We start from the raw sequence: 16,656 nt of genomic DNA, 5'->3' as shown, positions 1-16,656 counted from the left end.
GTAACATCAATGAGGTGAGGAAAGATTAACATTTTAATATCGAATGCTTCGAGCGATCCGATCTACATGCAGATTCTAACTCAGATCAGACAGAGCATCTTGAGCGGAGAATTGGTTGCTGGAGATAGTCTTCCCTCCATTCGGCAGCTCGCCAAGGATCTGCAAGTCAGTGTTATTACAACTAAACGTGTCTATGAAGAGCTGGAGAAGGAGAAACTGATCGATTCAGTTGTAGGCAAAGGGAGCTTTGTATCCGGAGCCAATCAGGACTTTATTCGAGAGCGGCGGATGAAACAATTGGAAGAAAAGATGCTCGAAGTGATTCGTGAGAGCAGAGAACTGGGCATGAGTTCACAGGATGTAATCCATCATCTTACATTGTTGGTTGAGGAGGAATAAGCATAATGAACGCTATCGAATTACGTAATGTAACCAAAACGTATCCCTTATTTAAAGTAGATAATGTATCTCTGGATGTGAAAAAAGGGTATATCACGGGACTTATTGGTCCGAATGGGGCGGGAAAGAGTACTTTGATCAAAATGATCACGGGTCTGATCCAGCCCGATAAGGGGAGCCTCAAGACATTGGGCAGTGAGATGCCAAATCAGGAAGTTGATATCAAGCAACGCCTTGGCATTGTGTCAGATGAATGCTTTTATTATGAGCATCTAACGATCCGGGAGATGACACAAATGATCGCTCCTTTTTACACCAAATGGGATAATAAAGCGTTCAATGACTACTTGGATCAGTTCGAACTGTCTCCCAAAAAGAAAATCCAGGATCTGTCAAAAGGCATGAAGATTAAGTATTCTCTCGCCGTAGCTTTGTCGCATGAAGCGGATCTGCTGATTATGGATGAACCGACATCCGGGCTTGATCCTGTGTTTAGGCGGGAACTGCTTGATCTGCTTGCAGATATGATACAGGACGAAACAAGGTCTATTATTTTCTCAACGCATATTACGACGGATCTGGAACGTATTGCAGACTACATTACGTTTATTAATCAAGGGAAACTGGTGTTTAACGAGGCAAAAGATGATGTGCTGGAAAGGTATACGATTGTAAAAGGGGATATGGGTCTGCTTGATTCCGACATTCGGAAACATTTCATCGGAATACGCGAGACAGCCGTTGGTTTTGAAGCATTGTCGGATCATAAGGCAGAGGCCGAACAGTTATTTGGCAGGTTAGCTCTTTTACAAAGACCTACGTTAGAAGACCTCATTTATTTTACGGCGAAGGGAGGACGCAAATATGCTTAACTTGCTTCGTAAAGATTTCATTGTACTAAAAAGTTCACTGTGGACGATTGGGTTATACCTGGTGGTATTTAGTCTCGCCTTTATACCTAAGAGTGAAATGTCAATGTATTTTGTAGGCATCTACACAGCCTTTGGTTCGGTCATGCTGGCAACCATGATTGATATCAAAAACCATAATCACAATTTCCTGGTCACACTCCCCGTTAGCCGCAAACAGATTGTAAAAGCCAAGTACCTTTCTGCTATAATCTATACGTTATTCGGGGTACTCGCGTCGTTTGGGATTCACCAGCTTGTGAACCTGAATTATCCTGAACTGAACAAGCCGAATTATTCACTTAGGGATATTGTCATTGCCGTAGGCATGGTGCTTGTATTAGTTTCCATATACATGCCTCTTTTCTACGGACTTAGCAAAAAAGGTGCTGGTATCATCAATGCGATATTCATGGTCTGCATGATTATACTGGCGCAACCCGTTGCGTACCTGATGAATATGGCCAACGAGAACGGTATAATTACCACAACGACAATGGCATTGGTTTCTGTAGGCATTATAGGTTTGTTTTTGCTGTCCTATCTCATTACCATTCGCTTGTTTGCAAGAAAAGACCTCTAAGCACAGAGCGGGTGCAGGTAAATAAGGTAAATACTATAGAACACCAAAAGTAAAGTCGCCATAAGGCGACTTTTTTTGATGCAGCGATACGAGTGACAAATTGCACTTGATATTCTTCGGATTGGCTTCAATCCAAGAGTATCAAAATGTTACATTTCTTTCGCAAGCGTAATGAGCCTGCTCATGCCTTCTCGAATCTGCTGCTCATGTGCATAAGAGAAGGACAGGCGCAGCTTGCGACTGGCTGAATGATCCGAAGAATCAAATACGGTTCCGGGTACAAAGGCAACGGATTGTTCCATGCATCGGTGGAGCAGTCTCCCTGTATCCACACCCTCAGGAAGCTCTACCCAAAAGTTGAGTCCGCCCTCCGGCCGGGTCCACGTCCAGTCCGTTTCCAGCAGAGATTGTTCCATCACTTCCATCCGTAGCTGGATGGCGGTCCGCAGCTTGGACAGATGCTGATGCATGCGTTCTGACTGAAAATAACGGAGAAAAAGCTTCTGGTTCAGAAGGGGCGATCCGTTATCTGTCAGTGATTTTACAGCCTGTAGTCCTGGCATGAATCGCTGGCGGCATATGATGGCTGCAATCCGTAGCCCGGGTGCAACATACTTGCTGTAACTGCGGATGTACAGAGTGTGTCCAGTAGTATCGTAGGTGAAAATGGGTGCAGGAGGTTTCTCCTTAAAATAGATATCATAGGTACTGTCGTCTTCGAGCAGAAAACAACCATACTGTTCTGCAAGTTCAGGTAACTGCTTACGCTGTTCTACTGGAACATTAAGGCCGGTTGGATTCTGAAAGGTCGGTGTCATATAAAAGAGGCGCGGCTTCTCACTCTTCATCAGATGTTCGATCTGCTCCAGATCATACCCATCCGAGTGAATATCCGTAAAGATCAGACGAGCACCTTGTTTGCGGAAAATCTCCATTGCCGGTCCATACGTAGGCCGTTCCATCAACACCCGATCCCCGGGTTTGACCAGCGTCCGCGAGATGACATCAATCGCTTGCTGCGCCCCCGAAGTAATGAGCACTTCGTCTGCAGAGAGGTAGAAGCGTTCTTTTTTCGTTAGATGGCTTGCCAGCGCACTTCGCAATTCCAGATCTCCCTGAATCGTGGAATACGTTCCGAGCAAACGGGGATATTGATCCAGCAGATCACGCATTAGTTCACCCCAATACCGGTTGGGCAGCAGAGAGGGATCGATTAACGATTTGGAAAATTGGTATTCTGCTTCAAGGGACTGTACCCGTGCAAGTGAATCCCAATGCAGCCAGGCAGACACGGCGGGATCATCTGCCTGATCCGTTACTGAGAATGGAGTCGCTGGGCTGACATAATAGCCGGACTTGTCCTTAACATAAACACTCCCACGTTCCTTTAACTCCTGATAGGCTTTGAATACGGTCAGACGATGTACGCCGAGTAGCTCGGACAGGCTTCGTACAGATGGCAGTTTTTCATGTTCGGCCCACTCTCCCGCTTCTATACGTACAACGAGATAATGAATTACTTGCTCATATAATTTCAGGCTGTTATCTGTCATCATCATGGTTCTGCCCACCCGGCTCACACTCCTTTTGAACTCTATTGTAACAGCTAATGAGAGAAAACTGTTCTGTTTTGTTCATTCTGTTCTGTAGACCATGAGATATGATGGAGAACAGATAAAGGAGTGGTTATCATGGTGGGGATTGCATTTACGGTTATGTGTCTTATTTTCGGTACAACATTTCTGGCTATTAAAATTGGAGTAGAGGCAGGCATGCCGCCTTTTCTGTCAGCCGGATTGCGATTTTTAATCGCGGGAGCGCTGATGTTTGCATGGATGAGGATGAAGGGCAAAGTGAGCTGGTCGCTCCTGTTCCGCAAGGAGATGCTGTTAACAGGAGCGGGGCTGACCTTCGGCACTTTTGCCACATTATATTGGGCTGAACAGCATGTGAGCTCGGGTGTGGGTGCCATTCTGTCAGCGACAGGGCCGCTGATGATTATGTTGATGCAGACGGCGCTGTTACGGCAAAAAACATCTGCCCGTATGATTGTGGGCTGCCTGATCGGGTTCACCGGTGTGGTACTGGTTGTGTTGCCAGGTGTATCGCTTGGTGCAGGTTCCCTGTTCATGTGGGGTTGTATCGCGGTACTAGTGGGGGAGGTCTGTTATTCAGCAGGTGCATTGTACTCCAAAAAGGTCATTCATCAGTTCAAGGAGGCTAGTCCTGTAGCGATCAATGCGGTGCAGATGATGTATGGGGGACTGCTGTTATCCCTGCTCTCGGTCGGAACGGAATCGTGGAGTATGTCTGCTCTGGACTGGGTGCCTGCCGTCTCGTCGGTGATCTATTTGACTGTCATCGGCTCCATGGTGGGGCATAGTCTGTTCTATTGGATTATGTCGCGTACCAACCCGTTGTTTCCAGCAACATGGTTATACATTTCACCACCCATTGCCGTAGGGCTTGGTGCTGTTGTCTACGGTGAGCATGTCAGCTGGGTTACATGGATCGGTGTAGTGCTGGTCGTTTCAGGTCTGCTGGCGATGAATGAGAAGGTGAGCGGCTGGTTGAAGAAAAGAAGTCGTGCGAGGATGACAGTGCAGGCTTCCGAATCTGTTTTAAAATAGGTAAAGTTTGAAGGTATGCAGCTCAATCTCAAAATCAGCCATTGATTTTAGGTTGAGCTGTTTGTTATTTCAACATGATATTCTCGTTAACCAGTAGGTAGTAATATTCATCCATCTGTTCTGCCGTAACATTTTCTTCGAAATGTTGTATCCACCACATCACAAGTAAACGAATCACCCCCGAGTGAAACTCGGCAACAAGTTCTATGGGAAGTGAAAATTGTTTACCTCTTCTCTTCAATTCCAGAAAATCCCTTCTGAATATCTCTCCGATATAATGTATGAAAAAGTTGTTAAACCCCTCATCCTTCTGTTGGTTCTGCACAATTGTCTCCAGTACATTTCCAAACAGAATTTTAGATATGCTTTGCAAAGGCTGCTGTAATCGATCTTCTACATTCATGTGTAAATAATCCCGAAGGACCCAAGATAGGGTGGAGGACAGCAGAGCAAATTTATCCTTGAAATGTTTGTAAAACGTTGTTCGGTGAACCATAGCTTTGTCACATATTTCATTAATTGTGATGTTGCTGAATAGCTGGTCTTTCTCACATAACAGATCGAGTAGCGCCATCGTTAACAATTTATGAGTTCGGGTAACTCTCAAATCCACCTTTTTATCAATCATTTTCATCTACATCAGTTCCTTATTGTAGTTTAGCTATATAGTATCAACACATTGATTCTTACATGGAACGAGATTTCAAGTGTATATTGGTATTATAAGTAATTTTTTGATAGGGCTACAAGTGTAGATAAAATATGATGGATTAGAGAGGATGAAGTGGCGATGTCCGACATGAAAAAAGCTGTGGTGATCGGGGCAGGTATTGCAGGGTTAATCACTGCAAGGATGTTATCTGATTATTATGATGAGGTATGTATCATTGAGCGAGATGAATTGCCTTCTGAGCCGGCAAATCGGCAGGGTGTGCCTCAATCCTTTCATCCACATCGTGTATTACCGCGCGGCGGACTCATTCTGGAACATTACTTTCCCGGATACAATGACGAATTGGTCGCGCTTGGTGCCATTCCTTCACATGAAGAGAAGTTTATGATTGCCAATCGCTACGGTACATTAGTTAATAAAGCGAATGCTGCTTCCTCATTCAAAATTGCATCGAGCAGCAGAGCTCTGCTGGAATGGGTATTGCGTCAGCGAGTCCAGAACATAGATCATATAAGCTTCTTAACGAGCACGGAAGTTACTGGTTTAATGGCATCAGAAGATCAGCGTTTGATTACAGGCGTGTATACCAAAGAAAGAGGCCGGGATAATCCGGAAGCAATGCTTGTAGCAGATATGGTTATTGATGCCGCGGGACGTTCTTCCAAATTGATCAGATGGCTTGAACAGATAGGGTTGTCCGTGCCTGAGCCGGAAGTGCTAAAGGTGTCTCTTGGTTACAGCACCCGCTATTATAAGATACCATCCTCTATTCAAAATGACTGGGGAACGGTGATAACAGAGTCCGATCCTGTGCAAGGAACTCGTGCAGGCATGTTGTGGCGCATTGAAAATGATATCGCTGGTCTGTTACTGTTCAACGCAGGAGGAGATGAATATCCTCCAACCCATCCGGATGAGTTCCAAGAGCAAATCAAACATCTGTTTGCTTCGGATGAAATCGTAGCGTTGGCAGACCAGCTGGAGCCTTTTCAAGGGCCTCGTGGATACCGTATTTCCGAGTCTGTTCGTCAACATTTTGAACTGATGGAGAATTGGCCCTCCGGATTACTTGTCCTTGGCGATGCATTCTGCAGCTTCGATCCGATCCATGGTCAAGGCATGACGGTTGCTGCAATTGAAGCCGAGACCATAGGGAAATGCTTGGATGAGCAGCGAATGCATCCTGAGCCGCAGTTTGAGCGCCAAGTGTTGCTTCGTATGCAGCAGGCCATTGAACCAGCCTGGTGGCTTAGTTCTGTGGCCGATCTGCGTTGGAAAGGGGTCGAACATGTTGGGCCTTCCCGAATGAAAGGGGTTGCGTTTGCTCAGAAGTATATAAACTTGTTTACTAAGCAGGCGATGAAAAAGGCGAGTCAGGAAAATAATAAACATCTCTTTTTTACCCAGTTCCTGATGAATGCTCTAATCCTTCCTCCAAGTGAATACTTTAAAGGTGAAATCCTGAACATGATCCTGAACGACAACGGTTCCGAAGAAGAAATGGAGTTAAGAGCAGAGCTTGGTGTCCAAGATCCGGAGTTATTCCAGCAAAGAATAGATGAGATCATTCCGTCATTTCAACTGGAATTTGATGGGCAAATCAAAAAACTGCTGGAGTCTTTCCAGCATGCCATGAGCAAGTAAAACAATGAATCGTGGTGCGTGAAAGTAGGCAAAACATGAAACGAATAATTTTAAATTTCATAGCTAGCATTGTAATCTCATTTATTGTATTTTTTATTGTTTTATTTTTTGCCGATGTCCCAGATACAAATCGTGTCATCTTATCTATGGCGATTACGATTTCACTACAATTATCCTTGATTACCGCATTGTTGCTCTCAAAACATAAAAAATAACAGAAAAATATACCAAATATAATCGCTAAATAGGATAATGAACATATTTTTAAAATCAAAAAAACAGCCCTGTACGGCGAAATTCGCCGACTGGGCTGTTCGTTGATCTCATTTACTCTGCGTTCAACACAAACTTCTCGATAACTTCTTTTACACCGTCTTCGTTATTACTTGCCGTAATGTAGTCCGCCAGCTCTTTCAGCGCAGGGATGGCATTTCCCATCGCTACACCAAGACCGGCAACTTCGAGCATCTCATGGTCGTTCCAGGAGTCGCCGATAGCAATACACTCGCTGAGCTGGTGACCGAAATGGTCAGCCAGGAAGGTCAGGGCGTGACCTTTAGTTCCTTCATTGTGCATGATTTCCAGGAAGTAAGGTTTGGACTTTGTGATGTGCACTTGAGGTCCGAGCAATTCACGTAAGTCAACGGCAACCTTATCCAAGTAGTCTGGCTCATCGATAATAAGTAGCTTTGGTGTTTTTTGTTCGATGACTTTGATGAAATCAGATTCGATGTAATATTGGGTGCCGTTTAATTTGGCATAATCACGCAGCTTGTCGTTTTCCTCACGGGCATATAACTTGTCGTCAATGTATGTTTGAAGGTGGAGATTGTTCTCCAGGCAGTAATCATACAATTTGCGGGAAGCTTCCTGTGGAACGTAACGCTCATAGAGGACTTTTTCGTCCAGCAGGTTTTTCACCAATGCGCCTTGATACGTAATGATCGGCACGTTAAGTCCTGTTTGACGAGCCAGTGCTTGTGCGGAAGCATAAGCACGTCCAGTCGCCAGCGTTACAGTTACACCATGGGCAACTGCTTGTTCCAGTGCAGTCTGTGTAGCAGGGGTTACTTCCTTGTTGTCGTTGATCAGGGTGTCATCAATGTCGATTGCAATCAATTTGTAGCTCATCTGTGTTTCTCTCCTTTTTTATCTGTATCTATATTAACGAACGAAAAAATAAGTTTTACACGAGGCCACTCCGAATACAGATTCATCTTTCGATCGCTGTTATCCCCGGATTTTTGATTCCATCTCCCCAAGGGGAAATCCGTTGATAAAGGCGAAGGCTTCGCTTCTCCCGATGAATTCTGTCTTCTCCGTTAACGTGTAATCTTAGACTTCGTTCTAAAACTATACTTACATCTAAATTTTACTCTTCCAGGAAAACAAGGCCAATAAAGTCTTCCAGTTCAAGGTTGCCGAAGTAATGTTTTACATCCAGGCCCTCAAGTGCAGTACGCACCTCGGTTTCCTCATACCTCTTGCCGCGTAGCATATTTTCGATATCCGCCACATCGCCTACACCGAAGAAGTCGCCAAAGATTTTGATATCTTCGATGCGTCCATCCTTGATGTTCATGCGCAGATCGATGATGCCAACAGGGAATTTGCGAGTGTGCTTCACATTACTTTCCGGAGACAAGCCATAGTTCCAGTCCCAGTTGTTATAACGCTCAGCGGAAATTTCCTTAATTTTGTCCCAGTCCTTGTCAGTCAGCTTGTATTGCGGGACGTCTTGTGGCTCCATTCTGAAAATGTGACGTAACAGCTCATCGCGGAACTGCTCAATCGTCAGGTTGGTGTCAATCAGATCCCGTATGTTGGCGACCCGGCTGCGCACGGATTTGGTGCTCTTAGATTTGAATTTTTCGGGATTGACGTTCAGGGAAGCCTGAACATGCTCCAGATTCAGATCAAACATCAATGTGCCATGACTGAACATGCGCCCACGTGTGGAGAACTGGGCATTGCCCGAAATTTTCTTTTCGCCCACTTGCAGATCATTACGCCCGGTCAACTCGGCATTTACACCAAGCTCGTGCAAAGCTTCAACCACAGGCTGGGTGAACTTGCGGAAATTGTGGAAGGATTGACCGTCATCCGCTGTAATAAAGCTGAAATTCAGGTTGCCCAGATCGTGATATACCGCTCCGCCTCCCGAAAGACGACGAACGACCTGCACACCGTTATCCTGAACGTACTCGATATTAATTTCTTCAATCGTATTTTGATGTTTTCCGATGATGATCGACGGACGGTTGATGTAGAACAGCAGATAGCTGTCATCCTCCATCGGCAGATGCTTCAGAATGTACTCCTCAATGGCAAGGTTTACAGAAGGATCTGTAATGCCCTGGTTGTCTACAAACAGCATGGTCATTCCTCCATTAATGTATGTGAGGGATTGCTAGTCCCTTATGTAGTGAACCTTGTATATCAAAAGGAACCGAAATTCCTCTTCTATTGTAAACGAATTATGGTTGGGACACAAAGAAAACAGGATTGACCCACACCTCCCGTGCCATCCATAATAAAAAGGACATACAGAAAGGATGACGGAAGAATGACCGGTTATATCGAAGTGTTCGGACATGGCGGGGACGTGGAGACGGCTGCGTCACGATTTGGGAGGGAAGCCGCTGATTTTCTGGATTTCAGTGCCAACATTAATCCGCTCGGTCCGCCCGGAGGGGTGCTGGAGGCTATACAGCAAGGATTGCAGTCGGTGATTCGGTATCCCGATCCGGCGCATCGGGGATTCAAAGCACTGCTGAGCGAGCGTCTTGGTGTGATGCAGGAGCAGATTTCCGTGGGCAACGGCGCAGCCGAAAGCATGGCGCTCATTCTGCTGGGGCTTGCCCCGCGCAAGGTGGGTACGGTGGAACCGGGATTTTCGGAGTACCGGTCGTTGGCACGACAATTCGGTGCCGAGGTTGTGCATACGGAGGGAAGAGAAGAACTGGCGTGGCGAGCGGAACCCGAGGACATCGAGCAACTCATGGAAAAGGTAGACCTGCTCTTCCTCGGCCAGCCCAACAATCCAAACGGTGTACAATATCCACTTGAGGTATTAAAAAGGCTTGCACGCAAAGCGGAAGAAACGGGAACCGTACTTGTCATTGACGAGGCCTTTATGGATTTTATTCCGGTAGACCGGCGTCAGTCCCTGGCAGCACAACTGAATGACTATCCTAATGTGATCATCATTCGCTCGATGACGAAGTTTTATGCCATTCCGGGTTTGCGTCTCGGATATGCTTTGGGCCGTGCCGAATACATTCAGGCGATGACAAAGAAACAGGTGACCTGGAGTGTCAACGGTCTGGCGCTCATGGCAGGGGAAGCCTGTCTGCGCAGCGGAGAACGGTACGAACAGGAGACCATGTCACAGATCACGCGGGAACGGGGGCGTCTCATCGAAGGTCTGAAGGCGTACGGATGTGCGGTGACACCGGGAGAGGCGAACTTTATTTTGGCACGTGTGCCGGCCCCTTGGACAGCGGCATCAATGCAGGAGGCGCTGGGGCGAGGAGGGATTCTGATTCGCAGCTGTGCCATGTATCCGGGGCTTGACAAAGGGCATGTACGTTTCGCGGTCAAGGATGAAGATGCCAATGCTACATTCCTCGAAGTGCTGGGCAGCGTGCTGGAAACCAAGGGATATCCGAATGTCGATCAGACGAAAGATGAGGAACAGGGAGGGAAGCGGCAATGACACTCCCGTTTTATAACTACTTTACGAATGGAGAAACAGACGAGAATGAATATGCTTCCTCTTCCTGGCCGGGACTGAACATATCCGCACATGAACGACATATCAAAGCACAGAGCCCAATGGCTGTCCAAGCGCTATCAAGTGCGGTATATGGCGGTGGGATGTTTGAACTGGATCGCATTTTTAACATCTATGTGGACAGGCATTACCGCTGTGATGATCCGCCGCGTGATATCGAACAAGCGCTGAACGAATGGCAAGAGCCGCGTGATCAATGTGCCGGATTATTGACGGCCGTAAGGCTGGAGCATACCTCCATTCAGGAATATACAAGTGATGAATTTGGCCTTCTGTGCTGCACCACTGCGGGTGTATCAAATGCCGCACGAGCGGGGTCGGAGAGAACGGTATTTGACGCGGCGGGAAATAAGACGATGTCTTCCGGCAGGGAGCGCTCTGCTCCTTCAGCACGGAATCTGACGATGCCATCCTATGTCCCGGGTACAATTAACATCATGCTCTGGTTGAATGGACGCATGACCAGCGGGGCGATGGTGAATGCAGTACAGACGGCGGTGGAAGCCAAAGCGGCCGCGCTGGCGGATGCGGGTGTTCTAGATTCGGAGAACGGGTTGCCCGCTACCGGCACCACAACCGACGCCATTGTGATTGCAGTAGGTCAGGCAGTGGAAGTGGAGGAACCTCCGCCGATGATTACTTATTCCGGGACAGCGACTACGGCAGGGGCGGCGATTGGCAGATTGGTATACGACACGGTAACGGAAAGCCTTCGGGCCGGACTGTTATGGAAGAGAGGGTCAGGAACAAATGACTTTTGAGGTGGAGCATCTATGGACCTGGCCGTTCTGGACAGGCATGGCGGGAGCCTGGATTATTATACTGGCGTACCTGTTGGACCGATGTATCGGAGATCCGCGCTGGATTCCCCACCCCGTGATTGGCATGGGAAAAGGCATCTCGGCTTTGGAGCGTGTCATTCGCTCGTGTGTGCGCACAGATTTGGGGCTGAAGAGATCCGGGCTGTTGTTCCCAATTGTGATTGCGGGGGGGTCTTTTGCGATCACGTGGGGACTCTTATATCTGCTTGGGCTAATTCATCCTGTCATTGCAGCGGCAGCTGAAGTGATGCTCATTGCAACGACCATTGCTTCAAAAGGGCTGAAGGATGCAGGTATGGAAGTGTATCGTTATCTGAAGCAGCAGGATTGGCCGGCGGCTAGACGTTCACTGGGCATGATTGTTGGACGTGATACGGCGCATCTGGATGAACCCGAGGTTGTGCGGGGAACGGTAGAGACGGTTGCCGAAAATATCGTGGATGCCATTGTATCGCCGTTATTCTATGCGCTCATTGGAGGCGCTCCGCTTGCCATGGCTTATCGCGCCGTCAACACGCTGGATTCCATGGTCGGATATAAAAATGACAAGTATCTGCATCTTGGCTGGGCCTCGGCCCGTCTAGATGATGTGGCGAACTGGATACCTGCCCGGCTGACCGCGATTCTGTTAATCGTGGGTGCCTGGGTCATGAAGCTGGACGCCAAAGGAGCAGCACGCATAGTTGCACGGGATGCAAGACTACATCCAAGTCCGAATAGTGGTTTTCCCGAATCAGCGGTGGCTGGAGCACTGGGCATCCGCCTTGGCGGATATAACGTGTATCACGGCGTTGCTTCATTTCGTGCCTACATGGGCGAGGCCACACGGCCGATGGAAGCCGAGGATATTGTGCAAACATCACGTCTGATGTTCTGGTCAGCAGGGGCTTTTGTGGTACTATGCGTGTTCATAACGCTGGGTGTGTGGCTGGCAGGAGGGACGCTGTTATGGCCTTAAATGAAGAGAATGCAGGCAATGAAGTACATAGGGATCAACCCGGGCCGCTGAAACGAAACATTCTGTGGGTCCGTCATGGGACAACGCTGTGGAATGTGGAAAAAAGATACCTGGGGCATACCGACATCGGTCTGCTGCCAAATGCCAAAGAAGAACTGGCTCCGCTTCATGAACAATTGAGCGGTGTTTCGTGGCACGAGGTGTATTGCAGTGATTTGCTTCGCTGCCGACAGACGCTGGAACAGATTCTTCCTGATGCCAGCGCACAGGTGAAGTTTGACTCGCGTCTGCGTGAGAATGATTTTGGAGAGTGGGAAGGGCTGACGTATGATCAGCTTAAGGATAACCCTGTGTACCGAAGCTGGATTGATGCGCCGCAGGAGGTCACTCCGCCCGGAGGGGAATCGTGGCAGGAGTTTACCGGACGGTTGGATTCCTTTCTCCAAGAGATGTTGTTGGAGGGCCGTTCTTCGATGCACGTTGATGAGGGGCAAGTGCCAACCATAGTTGTGGTTACGCATGGTGGCGTCATCCGGTATGCCTTGTCCCGTCTAATTGCCGGGCTTGGGTTCTGGGATACACATGTCGTCCCGGGACAGGTGATTCAGGTTCAGCTTGAACAACAGGGGAATCAGTGGTTTGGCAGCAGAGTGACTTTTCCAGCGATCGGGTTGTAAGGATGTACAATATACCCTATAATCACAACAGAAGTGTGACTTCAGCATGGATACAGATACGCTGCAGGTGTGAAGCCTGAACGAGTATGTAGTATGCAGAAATTACACGGCAATGGTTTACCATATCAGCGACCAAGGGTCCCGCGTGTGAAGGCTGTTTTCATGGCAAATTAGTACGAGTCATGAAACACACAAGGGTGAAATGGGGAAGCCGGTGCAAATCCGGCACGGTCCCGCCACTGTAAAACAGGATGATTCCTGTAAGTCAGGTTACCTGCCCTGGACGTACAAACCGGTGTTCCTTCGAGGAAAGGACAGCGTTTCGGGCTATTCTATGCGCATGGACAACCCTTGGTTGAACATGTACAGATCGCCATATGCGAGACGTCATCCCTGATCTTAGACGTAAGGATTAGGGATTTTTTATTGTTCATGTAAGATGAACCGAGACCAATTTTACACGAGGTCACTCCGATTGCAGTACCATCTTCCGATCGCTGTTATCCCCAGATTTTTTGATTCCCTTTTTTGAAAGGGAAAATCCGGTGATAAAGGCGAACACTTCGTTTCTTCAGATTGGTTCTGCACTCTCCGTTAGCGTGTAAATATTGCAGTTCAAACCTTACACAGGAACACCAAGGCATGGGGAGTAAGAGTTTGAGCACGATGCAAGAAAATAGTACAAATAGAGAAGGGGAGAATAACAGAATGAATTTCAAGAATTGGAAAAACGTAGCGTCCCTGCTAAGTGCAGCGGCACTCGCACTGGCTTTGGCCGGATGTGGCAATGCAACAACGAACGAGGGTACAGGTACTTCACAGCAACCGGCACAGGAGCAGTCCCAAGACCAGGCGCAGACGGACCTCAAAACACAATATCCACTTACCGTTACGGATGCAACGGGTGAATCGTTCACCTTTGAAAAGGCACCGGCCAAAATTGTATCTGTGTCTCCGGCTGAGACGGAATCCCTGTTTGCCCTTGGATTGGACGATCAAATCGTTGGTGTATCCGACTATGACGATTATCCGGAAGCGGCAACAACCAAAGCTAAAATGGGCGGTATCACTAAGCCCAATGAAGAGTCCATCATTGCAGCTGAAGCCGACATTGTCTTCACAGGTATCTCGATGAGTGAGGATGCGGTGAAAAAGCTGCGCGAACTGGGCATTACCATTTTCAAAACGGATCCTAAATCCATTGACGATGTGATGAATAATATCGAAACCTTCGGTAAAATTACCGATCATCAGGAAAAAGCTCAGGAGATCATCACACAGATGAAACAGGACGTGACGGATGTAACCGAAGCGGTGAAGGCAGTTAAACCGGAAGAGAAGAAAAAAGTATACGTTGAATTCTCCCCGGGCTGGACTGTGGGTAAAGGCGAATTCATGGATGAACTCATCACTGTAGCTGGTGGTAGCAATATTGCTTCGGACAAAGAGGGTTGGTATGAAATTAACGAAGAGAACGTGATTGCCTCCAACCCGGATGTGATCCTGTATGCCAACGATGTAATTGACGAAAACTCCAAAACACTGGATCAGATCATCAAGGCGCGCAGCGGCTGGGATCAAATTACGGCTGTGAAAAATGACGCGGTTATTGGCCTGGATGCCAACCTGCTGAGTCGTCCGGGTCCACGTGTAACTCAAGGGTTGAAAGAAGTAGCCAAAGCGATCTACCCTGACTTGTTCCAATGAGTAAAAAGCTGATCCTGTTCGGAACGACGGGCATGGTGCTGCTGGTGCTCACTGTGCTCATCTGCACGGGCATTGGTTCAGTAGCGTTGCCGATCCGGGATATTGCAGGCATCCTGATTCACAAAATTCCCTGGGTGGGCGATTGGATTACACCGGATTGGAATAAGGCAGCCGAACAGATTATCTGGAAAGTCAGATTCCCACGTGTACTGCTTGCCGTGCTCGTGGGCGCATCGTTGGCGATTGCAGGTACGGGATTCCAGGGGGTTCTTCGGAACCCACTGGCAGACCCGTTCACCCTGGGCGTATCATCCGGTGCTTCGGTGGGTGCAGCCTTTCTGATTTTCTTCGGATTGCAGTATGCACTGATCGGAATCTGGACGTTGCCACTGGTGGCGTTTTTGACGGGTGTAATCACGTTATGGTTTGTTATGGCACTGGCTCGTGAAGGGCGTAAAATACCTACACACAGCCTCATTCTGGCTGGTGTGGTCATGCAAAGTTTCCTGGGCGCAGTTGTTTCCTTCCTGTCGACCATGTCGAAACAGACGATTAATGAAATTATATACTGGACGATGGGAAGTCTGGCTCTGCGTGGGTGGTCGTATACGGCCATCCTTTTCCCGTATTTTCTGTTAGGGCTGGTCTTTCTCTGGAGCCGCGCACGCTCGTTGAATGTGCTTGCACTGGGTGAACGTCAAGCGGCACATATCGGGATCGGAGTGGACCGGCTTAAGCTGTCCGTGCTGGCAGTTGGCACACTGCTGACCGCAGGTGCTGTCTCGGTATCGGGTGTCATCGGATTCGTTGGATTGGTGATCCCGCATATGTTAAGACTGCTGGTGGGACCGGATTACCGACTGCTGGTACCTTTGTCTGCCATTGGTGGAGCGATCTTCATGGTGTGGGCAGATACCATCGCAAGGTCGTTGCTGGCGCCAACTGAAATTCCGCTCGGTGTTGTCACCGCCTTTGTTGGTGCGCCGTTCTTTGCTTACCTGCTGAACCGGAACAAAAAGTTGCAGAAGGGGATGATGCCATGAATTCCAGTACCAGTTCCAACTCGACTTCACTTATCTCCATTAAGGGAGCAGGGAAGTCATATGGCAATCATCAGGCACTGCACAATGTAGACTGGCATGTTGGCGAAGGTGACTGGTGGGGAGTTGTCGGACCAAACGGCAGTGGCAAGTCCACCCTGATCCAGCTTATTGCCGGAACGGAACAGTTAAACGAAGGTCAGATTCGTATCGATGGTCGAGACATCGGCTCTTACAGCCGTAAGGACCTATCGCGCATGATCGCTGTATTGCAGCAGGATGGCTTACCAGCCATCTCCTATCCCGTGCGAGACGTGGTGGAGATGGGGCGATATCCATACCAGAACTGGCTGGGGCGGGAAGTGGGCGATGGGGCACTTGTGGTGGACAGGGTGCTTGAAGACCTGGGATTGACAGAACTGGCGGACAGACCGCTGGATGCACTCAGCGGCGGGCAACGGCAGCGGGTCGCACTAGCCAAAGTTATGGCTCAGGAGCCGAGGTTACTGCTGCTGGACGAGCCGACCACGTTTCTGGATATTAAATATCAATTGCAATTCATGGAATTGTTATCGGCATGGCGACAGAGAAATAACATTACGATTGTGGCTGTGCTGCATGATCTGAATCTGGCCGCGTTATTTTGCGATCACATTCTGGCGCTGCGTGAGGGCATGGCGGTTGGAAAGGGTACACCTCATACGTTGATCAACGATGAGAATATCCAGGATATATTTCGCGTCAAACCCGCGATTGTCTCTCATCCCGACCATGCCATACCTCAACTGCTGCTGCGGCGGGACATCGATTAAATGAAACG

16 protein-coding genes and 1 riboswitch are annotated in these 16,656 nt (G+C 48.3%); of the genes, 12 read left to right on the top strand and 4 right to left on the bottom strand.

Going from position 1 to position 16,656, the window contains the following annotated elements:
- Positions 1 to 24: 24 nt before the first annotated feature.
- The 3 genes from C170_RS14750 to C170_RS14740 are packed head-to-tail and all read left to right on the top strand — an operon-like array spanning position 25 to position 1,890.
- A complete protein-coding gene (locus C170_RS14750) occupies positions 25 to 399 on the top strand; it encodes a GntR family transcriptional regulator (protein WP_036610760.1) in 375 nt (124 codons plus the stop codon).
- Positions 400 to 404: 5 nt separating this feature from the next.
- Positions 405 to 1,271 (top strand): ABC transporter ATP-binding protein, encoded by an 867-nt coding sequence (locus C170_RS14745; RefSeq protein WP_036610757.1) that lies wholly within the window; start codon positions 405 to 407, stop codon positions 1,269 to 1,271.
- Complete coding sequence (locus C170_RS14740) at positions 1,264 to 1,890, top strand: ABC-2 transporter permease (protein ID WP_036610749.1); 627 nt, start codon at positions 1,264 to 1,266, stop codon at positions 1,888 to 1,890. The genes C170_RS14745 and C170_RS14740 overlap by 8 nt, the downstream gene beginning before the upstream one ends.
- 149 nt (positions 1,891 to 2,039) lie before the next feature.
- Here the strand turns inward: C170_RS14740 and C170_RS14735 are convergent, their stop codons facing one another.
- Positions 2,040 to 3,461 carry an aminotransferase-like domain-containing protein gene (locus C170_RS14735; protein WP_235193757.1) on the bottom strand — a complete coding sequence of 474 codons (1,422 nt, stop codon included), beginning with the start codon at positions 3,459 to 3,461 and terminating at the stop codon, positions 2,040 to 2,042.
- A 120-nt stretch (positions 3,462 to 3,581) separates the two neighbouring features.
- On the opposite strand from C170_RS14735, the gene C170_RS14730 reads away from it, so the two are divergent.
- Entirely contained in the window at positions 3,582 to 4,520 is a 939-nt protein-coding gene (locus C170_RS14730) for a DMT family transporter (RefSeq protein WP_036610747.1), read from the top strand.
- Between the two features lie 64 nt (positions 4,521 to 4,584).
- Here the strand turns inward: C170_RS14730 and C170_RS14725 are convergent, their stop codons facing one another.
- Complete coding sequence (locus tag C170_RS14725) at positions 4,585 to 5,154, bottom strand: TetR/AcrR family transcriptional regulator (RefSeq protein ID WP_036610746.1); 570 nt, start codon at positions 5,152 to 5,154, stop codon at positions 4,585 to 4,587.
- Positions 5,155 to 5,310: 156 nt separating this feature from the next.
- On the opposite strand from C170_RS14725, the gene C170_RS14720 reads away from it, so the two are divergent.
- On the top strand, positions 5,311 to 6,837 hold the full coding sequence (locus C170_RS14720) for an NAD(P)/FAD-dependent oxidoreductase (RefSeq protein WP_036610744.1): 1,527 nt from the start codon (positions 5,311 to 5,313) through the stop codon (positions 6,835 to 6,837).
- 327 nt (positions 6,838 to 7,164) lie between these two features.
- On the opposite strand, the gene C170_RS14715 is transcribed toward C170_RS14720, so the two are convergent.
- Positions 7,165 to 7,968, bottom strand: a complete 804-nt coding sequence (locus C170_RS14715) for a Cof-type HAD-IIB family hydrolase (RefSeq protein WP_036610742.1) — start codon at positions 7,966 to 7,968, stop codon at positions 7,165 to 7,167.
- Positions 7,969 to 8,209: 241 nt separating this feature from the next.
- The gene (locus tag C170_RS14710) at positions 8,210 to 9,214 is read right to left on the bottom strand and encodes a lipoate--protein ligase (protein WP_036610740.1); all 1,005 of its coding nucleotides are present in this window, start codon (positions 9,212 to 9,214) and stop codon (positions 8,210 to 8,212) included.
- Positions 9,215 to 9,403: 189 nt separating this feature from the next.
- Here C170_RS14710 and cobD point away from each other — a divergent pair, with 189 nt between their 5' ends.
- The 7 genes from cobD (at position 9,404) to C170_RS14675 (ending at position 16,648) form a co-directional block, all read left to right on the top strand.
- Positions 9,404 to 10,555 carry a threonine-phosphate decarboxylase CobD gene (gene cobD, locus C170_RS14705; RefSeq protein WP_036610738.1) on the top strand — a complete coding sequence of 384 codons (1,152 nt, stop codon included), beginning with the start codon at positions 9,404 to 9,406 and terminating at the stop codon, positions 10,553 to 10,555.
- Positions 10,552 to 11,394 (top strand): adenosylcobinamide amidohydrolase, encoded by an 843-nt coding sequence (locus C170_RS14700; protein ID WP_036610736.1) that lies wholly within the window; start codon positions 10,552 to 10,554, stop codon positions 11,392 to 11,394. The genes cobD and C170_RS14700 overlap by 4 nt, the downstream gene beginning before the upstream one ends.
- Before the next feature lie 37 nt (positions 11,395 to 11,431).
- Positions 11,432 to 12,412 (top strand): adenosylcobinamide-phosphate synthase CbiB, encoded by a 981-nt coding sequence (gene cbiB / locus C170_RS14695; protein WP_036611103.1) that lies wholly within the window; start codon positions 11,432 to 11,434, stop codon positions 12,410 to 12,412.
- Positions 12,403 to 13,089 (top strand): histidine phosphatase family protein, encoded by a 687-nt coding sequence (locus tag C170_RS14690; RefSeq protein ID WP_051447177.1) that lies wholly within the window; start codon positions 12,403 to 12,405, stop codon positions 13,087 to 13,089. The genes cbiB and C170_RS14690 overlap by 10 nt, the downstream gene beginning before the upstream one ends.
- A gap of 146 nt (positions 13,090 to 13,235) precedes the next feature.
- Positions 13,236 to 13,385: riboswitch (cobalamin riboswitch) on the top strand.
- 412 nt (positions 13,386 to 13,797) lie between these two features.
- Positions 13,798 to 14,796, top strand: coding sequence for an ABC transporter substrate-binding protein (locus C170_RS14685; protein ID WP_036610734.1), 999 nt, complete (start codon positions 13,798 to 13,800; stop codon positions 14,794 to 14,796).
- The gene (locus tag C170_RS14680) at positions 14,793 to 15,839 is read left to right on the top strand and encodes a FecCD family ABC transporter permease (RefSeq protein ID WP_036610733.1); all 1,047 of its coding nucleotides are present in this window, start codon (positions 14,793 to 14,795) and stop codon (positions 15,837 to 15,839) included. The genes C170_RS14685 and C170_RS14680 overlap by 4 nt, the downstream gene beginning before the upstream one ends.
- On the top strand, positions 15,836 to 16,648 hold the full coding sequence (locus tag C170_RS14675) for an ABC transporter ATP-binding protein (protein WP_036610732.1): 813 nt from the start codon (positions 15,836 to 15,838) through the stop codon (positions 16,646 to 16,648). Before C170_RS14680 ends, C170_RS14675 begins: the two co-directional genes overlap by 4 nt.
- Positions 16,649 to 16,656 lie beyond the last annotated feature (8 nt).

Origin of the sequence: Paenibacillus sp. FSL H7-689 (assembly GCF_000517905.1) — a bacterium.
Classification (GTDB): Bacteria; Bacillota; Bacilli; order Paenibacillales; family Paenibacillaceae; genus Paenibacillus; species Paenibacillus amylolyticus.
The sequence above is the reverse complement of the archived record's forward strand: the minus strand, read 5'-3'. Positions and strand labels throughout refer to the sequence as shown.

Coding starts and splice junctions, on each gene's coding strand:
- C170_RS14745 (WP_036610757.1), top strand. CDS start 405: ATGAACGCTATCGAATTACGTAATGTAACCAAAACGTATCCCTTATTT.
- C170_RS14740 (WP_036610749.1), top strand. CDS start 1,264: ATGCTTAACTTGCTTCGTAAAGATTTCATTGTACTAAAAAGTTCACTG.
- C170_RS14730 (WP_036610747.1), top strand. CDS start 3,582: ATGGTGGGGATTGCATTTACGGTTATGTGTCTTATTTTCGGTACAACA.
- C170_RS14725 (WP_036610746.1), bottom strand. CDS start 5,154: ATGAAAATGATTGATAAAAAGGTGGATTTGAGAGTTACCCGAACTCAT.
- C170_RS14720 (WP_036610744.1), top strand. CDS start 5,311: ATGTCCGACATGAAAAAAGCTGTGGTGATCGGGGCAGGTATTGCAGGG.
- C170_RS14715 (WP_036610742.1), bottom strand. CDS start 7,968: ATGAGCTACAAATTGATTGCAATCGACATTGATGACACCCTGATCAAC.
- C170_RS14710 (WP_036610740.1), bottom strand. CDS start 9,214: ATGCTGTTTGTAGACAACCAGGGCATTACAGATCCTTCTGTAAACCTT.
- cobD (WP_036610738.1), top strand. CDS start 9,404: ATGACCGGTTATATCGAAGTGTTCGGACATGGCGGGGACGTGGAGACG.
- C170_RS14700 (WP_036610736.1), top strand. CDS start 10,552: ATGACACTCCCGTTTTATAACTACTTTACGAATGGAGAAACAGACGAG.
- cbiB (WP_036611103.1), top strand. CDS start 11,432: ATGGCGGGAGCCTGGATTATTATACTGGCGTACCTGTTGGACCGATGT.
- C170_RS14690 (WP_051447177.1), top strand. CDS start 12,403: ATGGCCTTAAATGAAGAGAATGCAGGCAATGAAGTACATAGGGATCAA.
- C170_RS14685 (WP_036610734.1), top strand. CDS start 13,798: ATGAATTTCAAGAATTGGAAAAACGTAGCGTCCCTGCTAAGTGCAGCG.
- C170_RS14680 (WP_036610733.1), top strand. CDS start 14,793: ATGAGTAAAAAGCTGATCCTGTTCGGAACGACGGGCATGGTGCTGCTG.
- C170_RS14675 (WP_036610732.1), top strand. CDS start 15,836: ATGAATTCCAGTACCAGTTCCAACTCGACTTCACTTATCTCCATTAAG.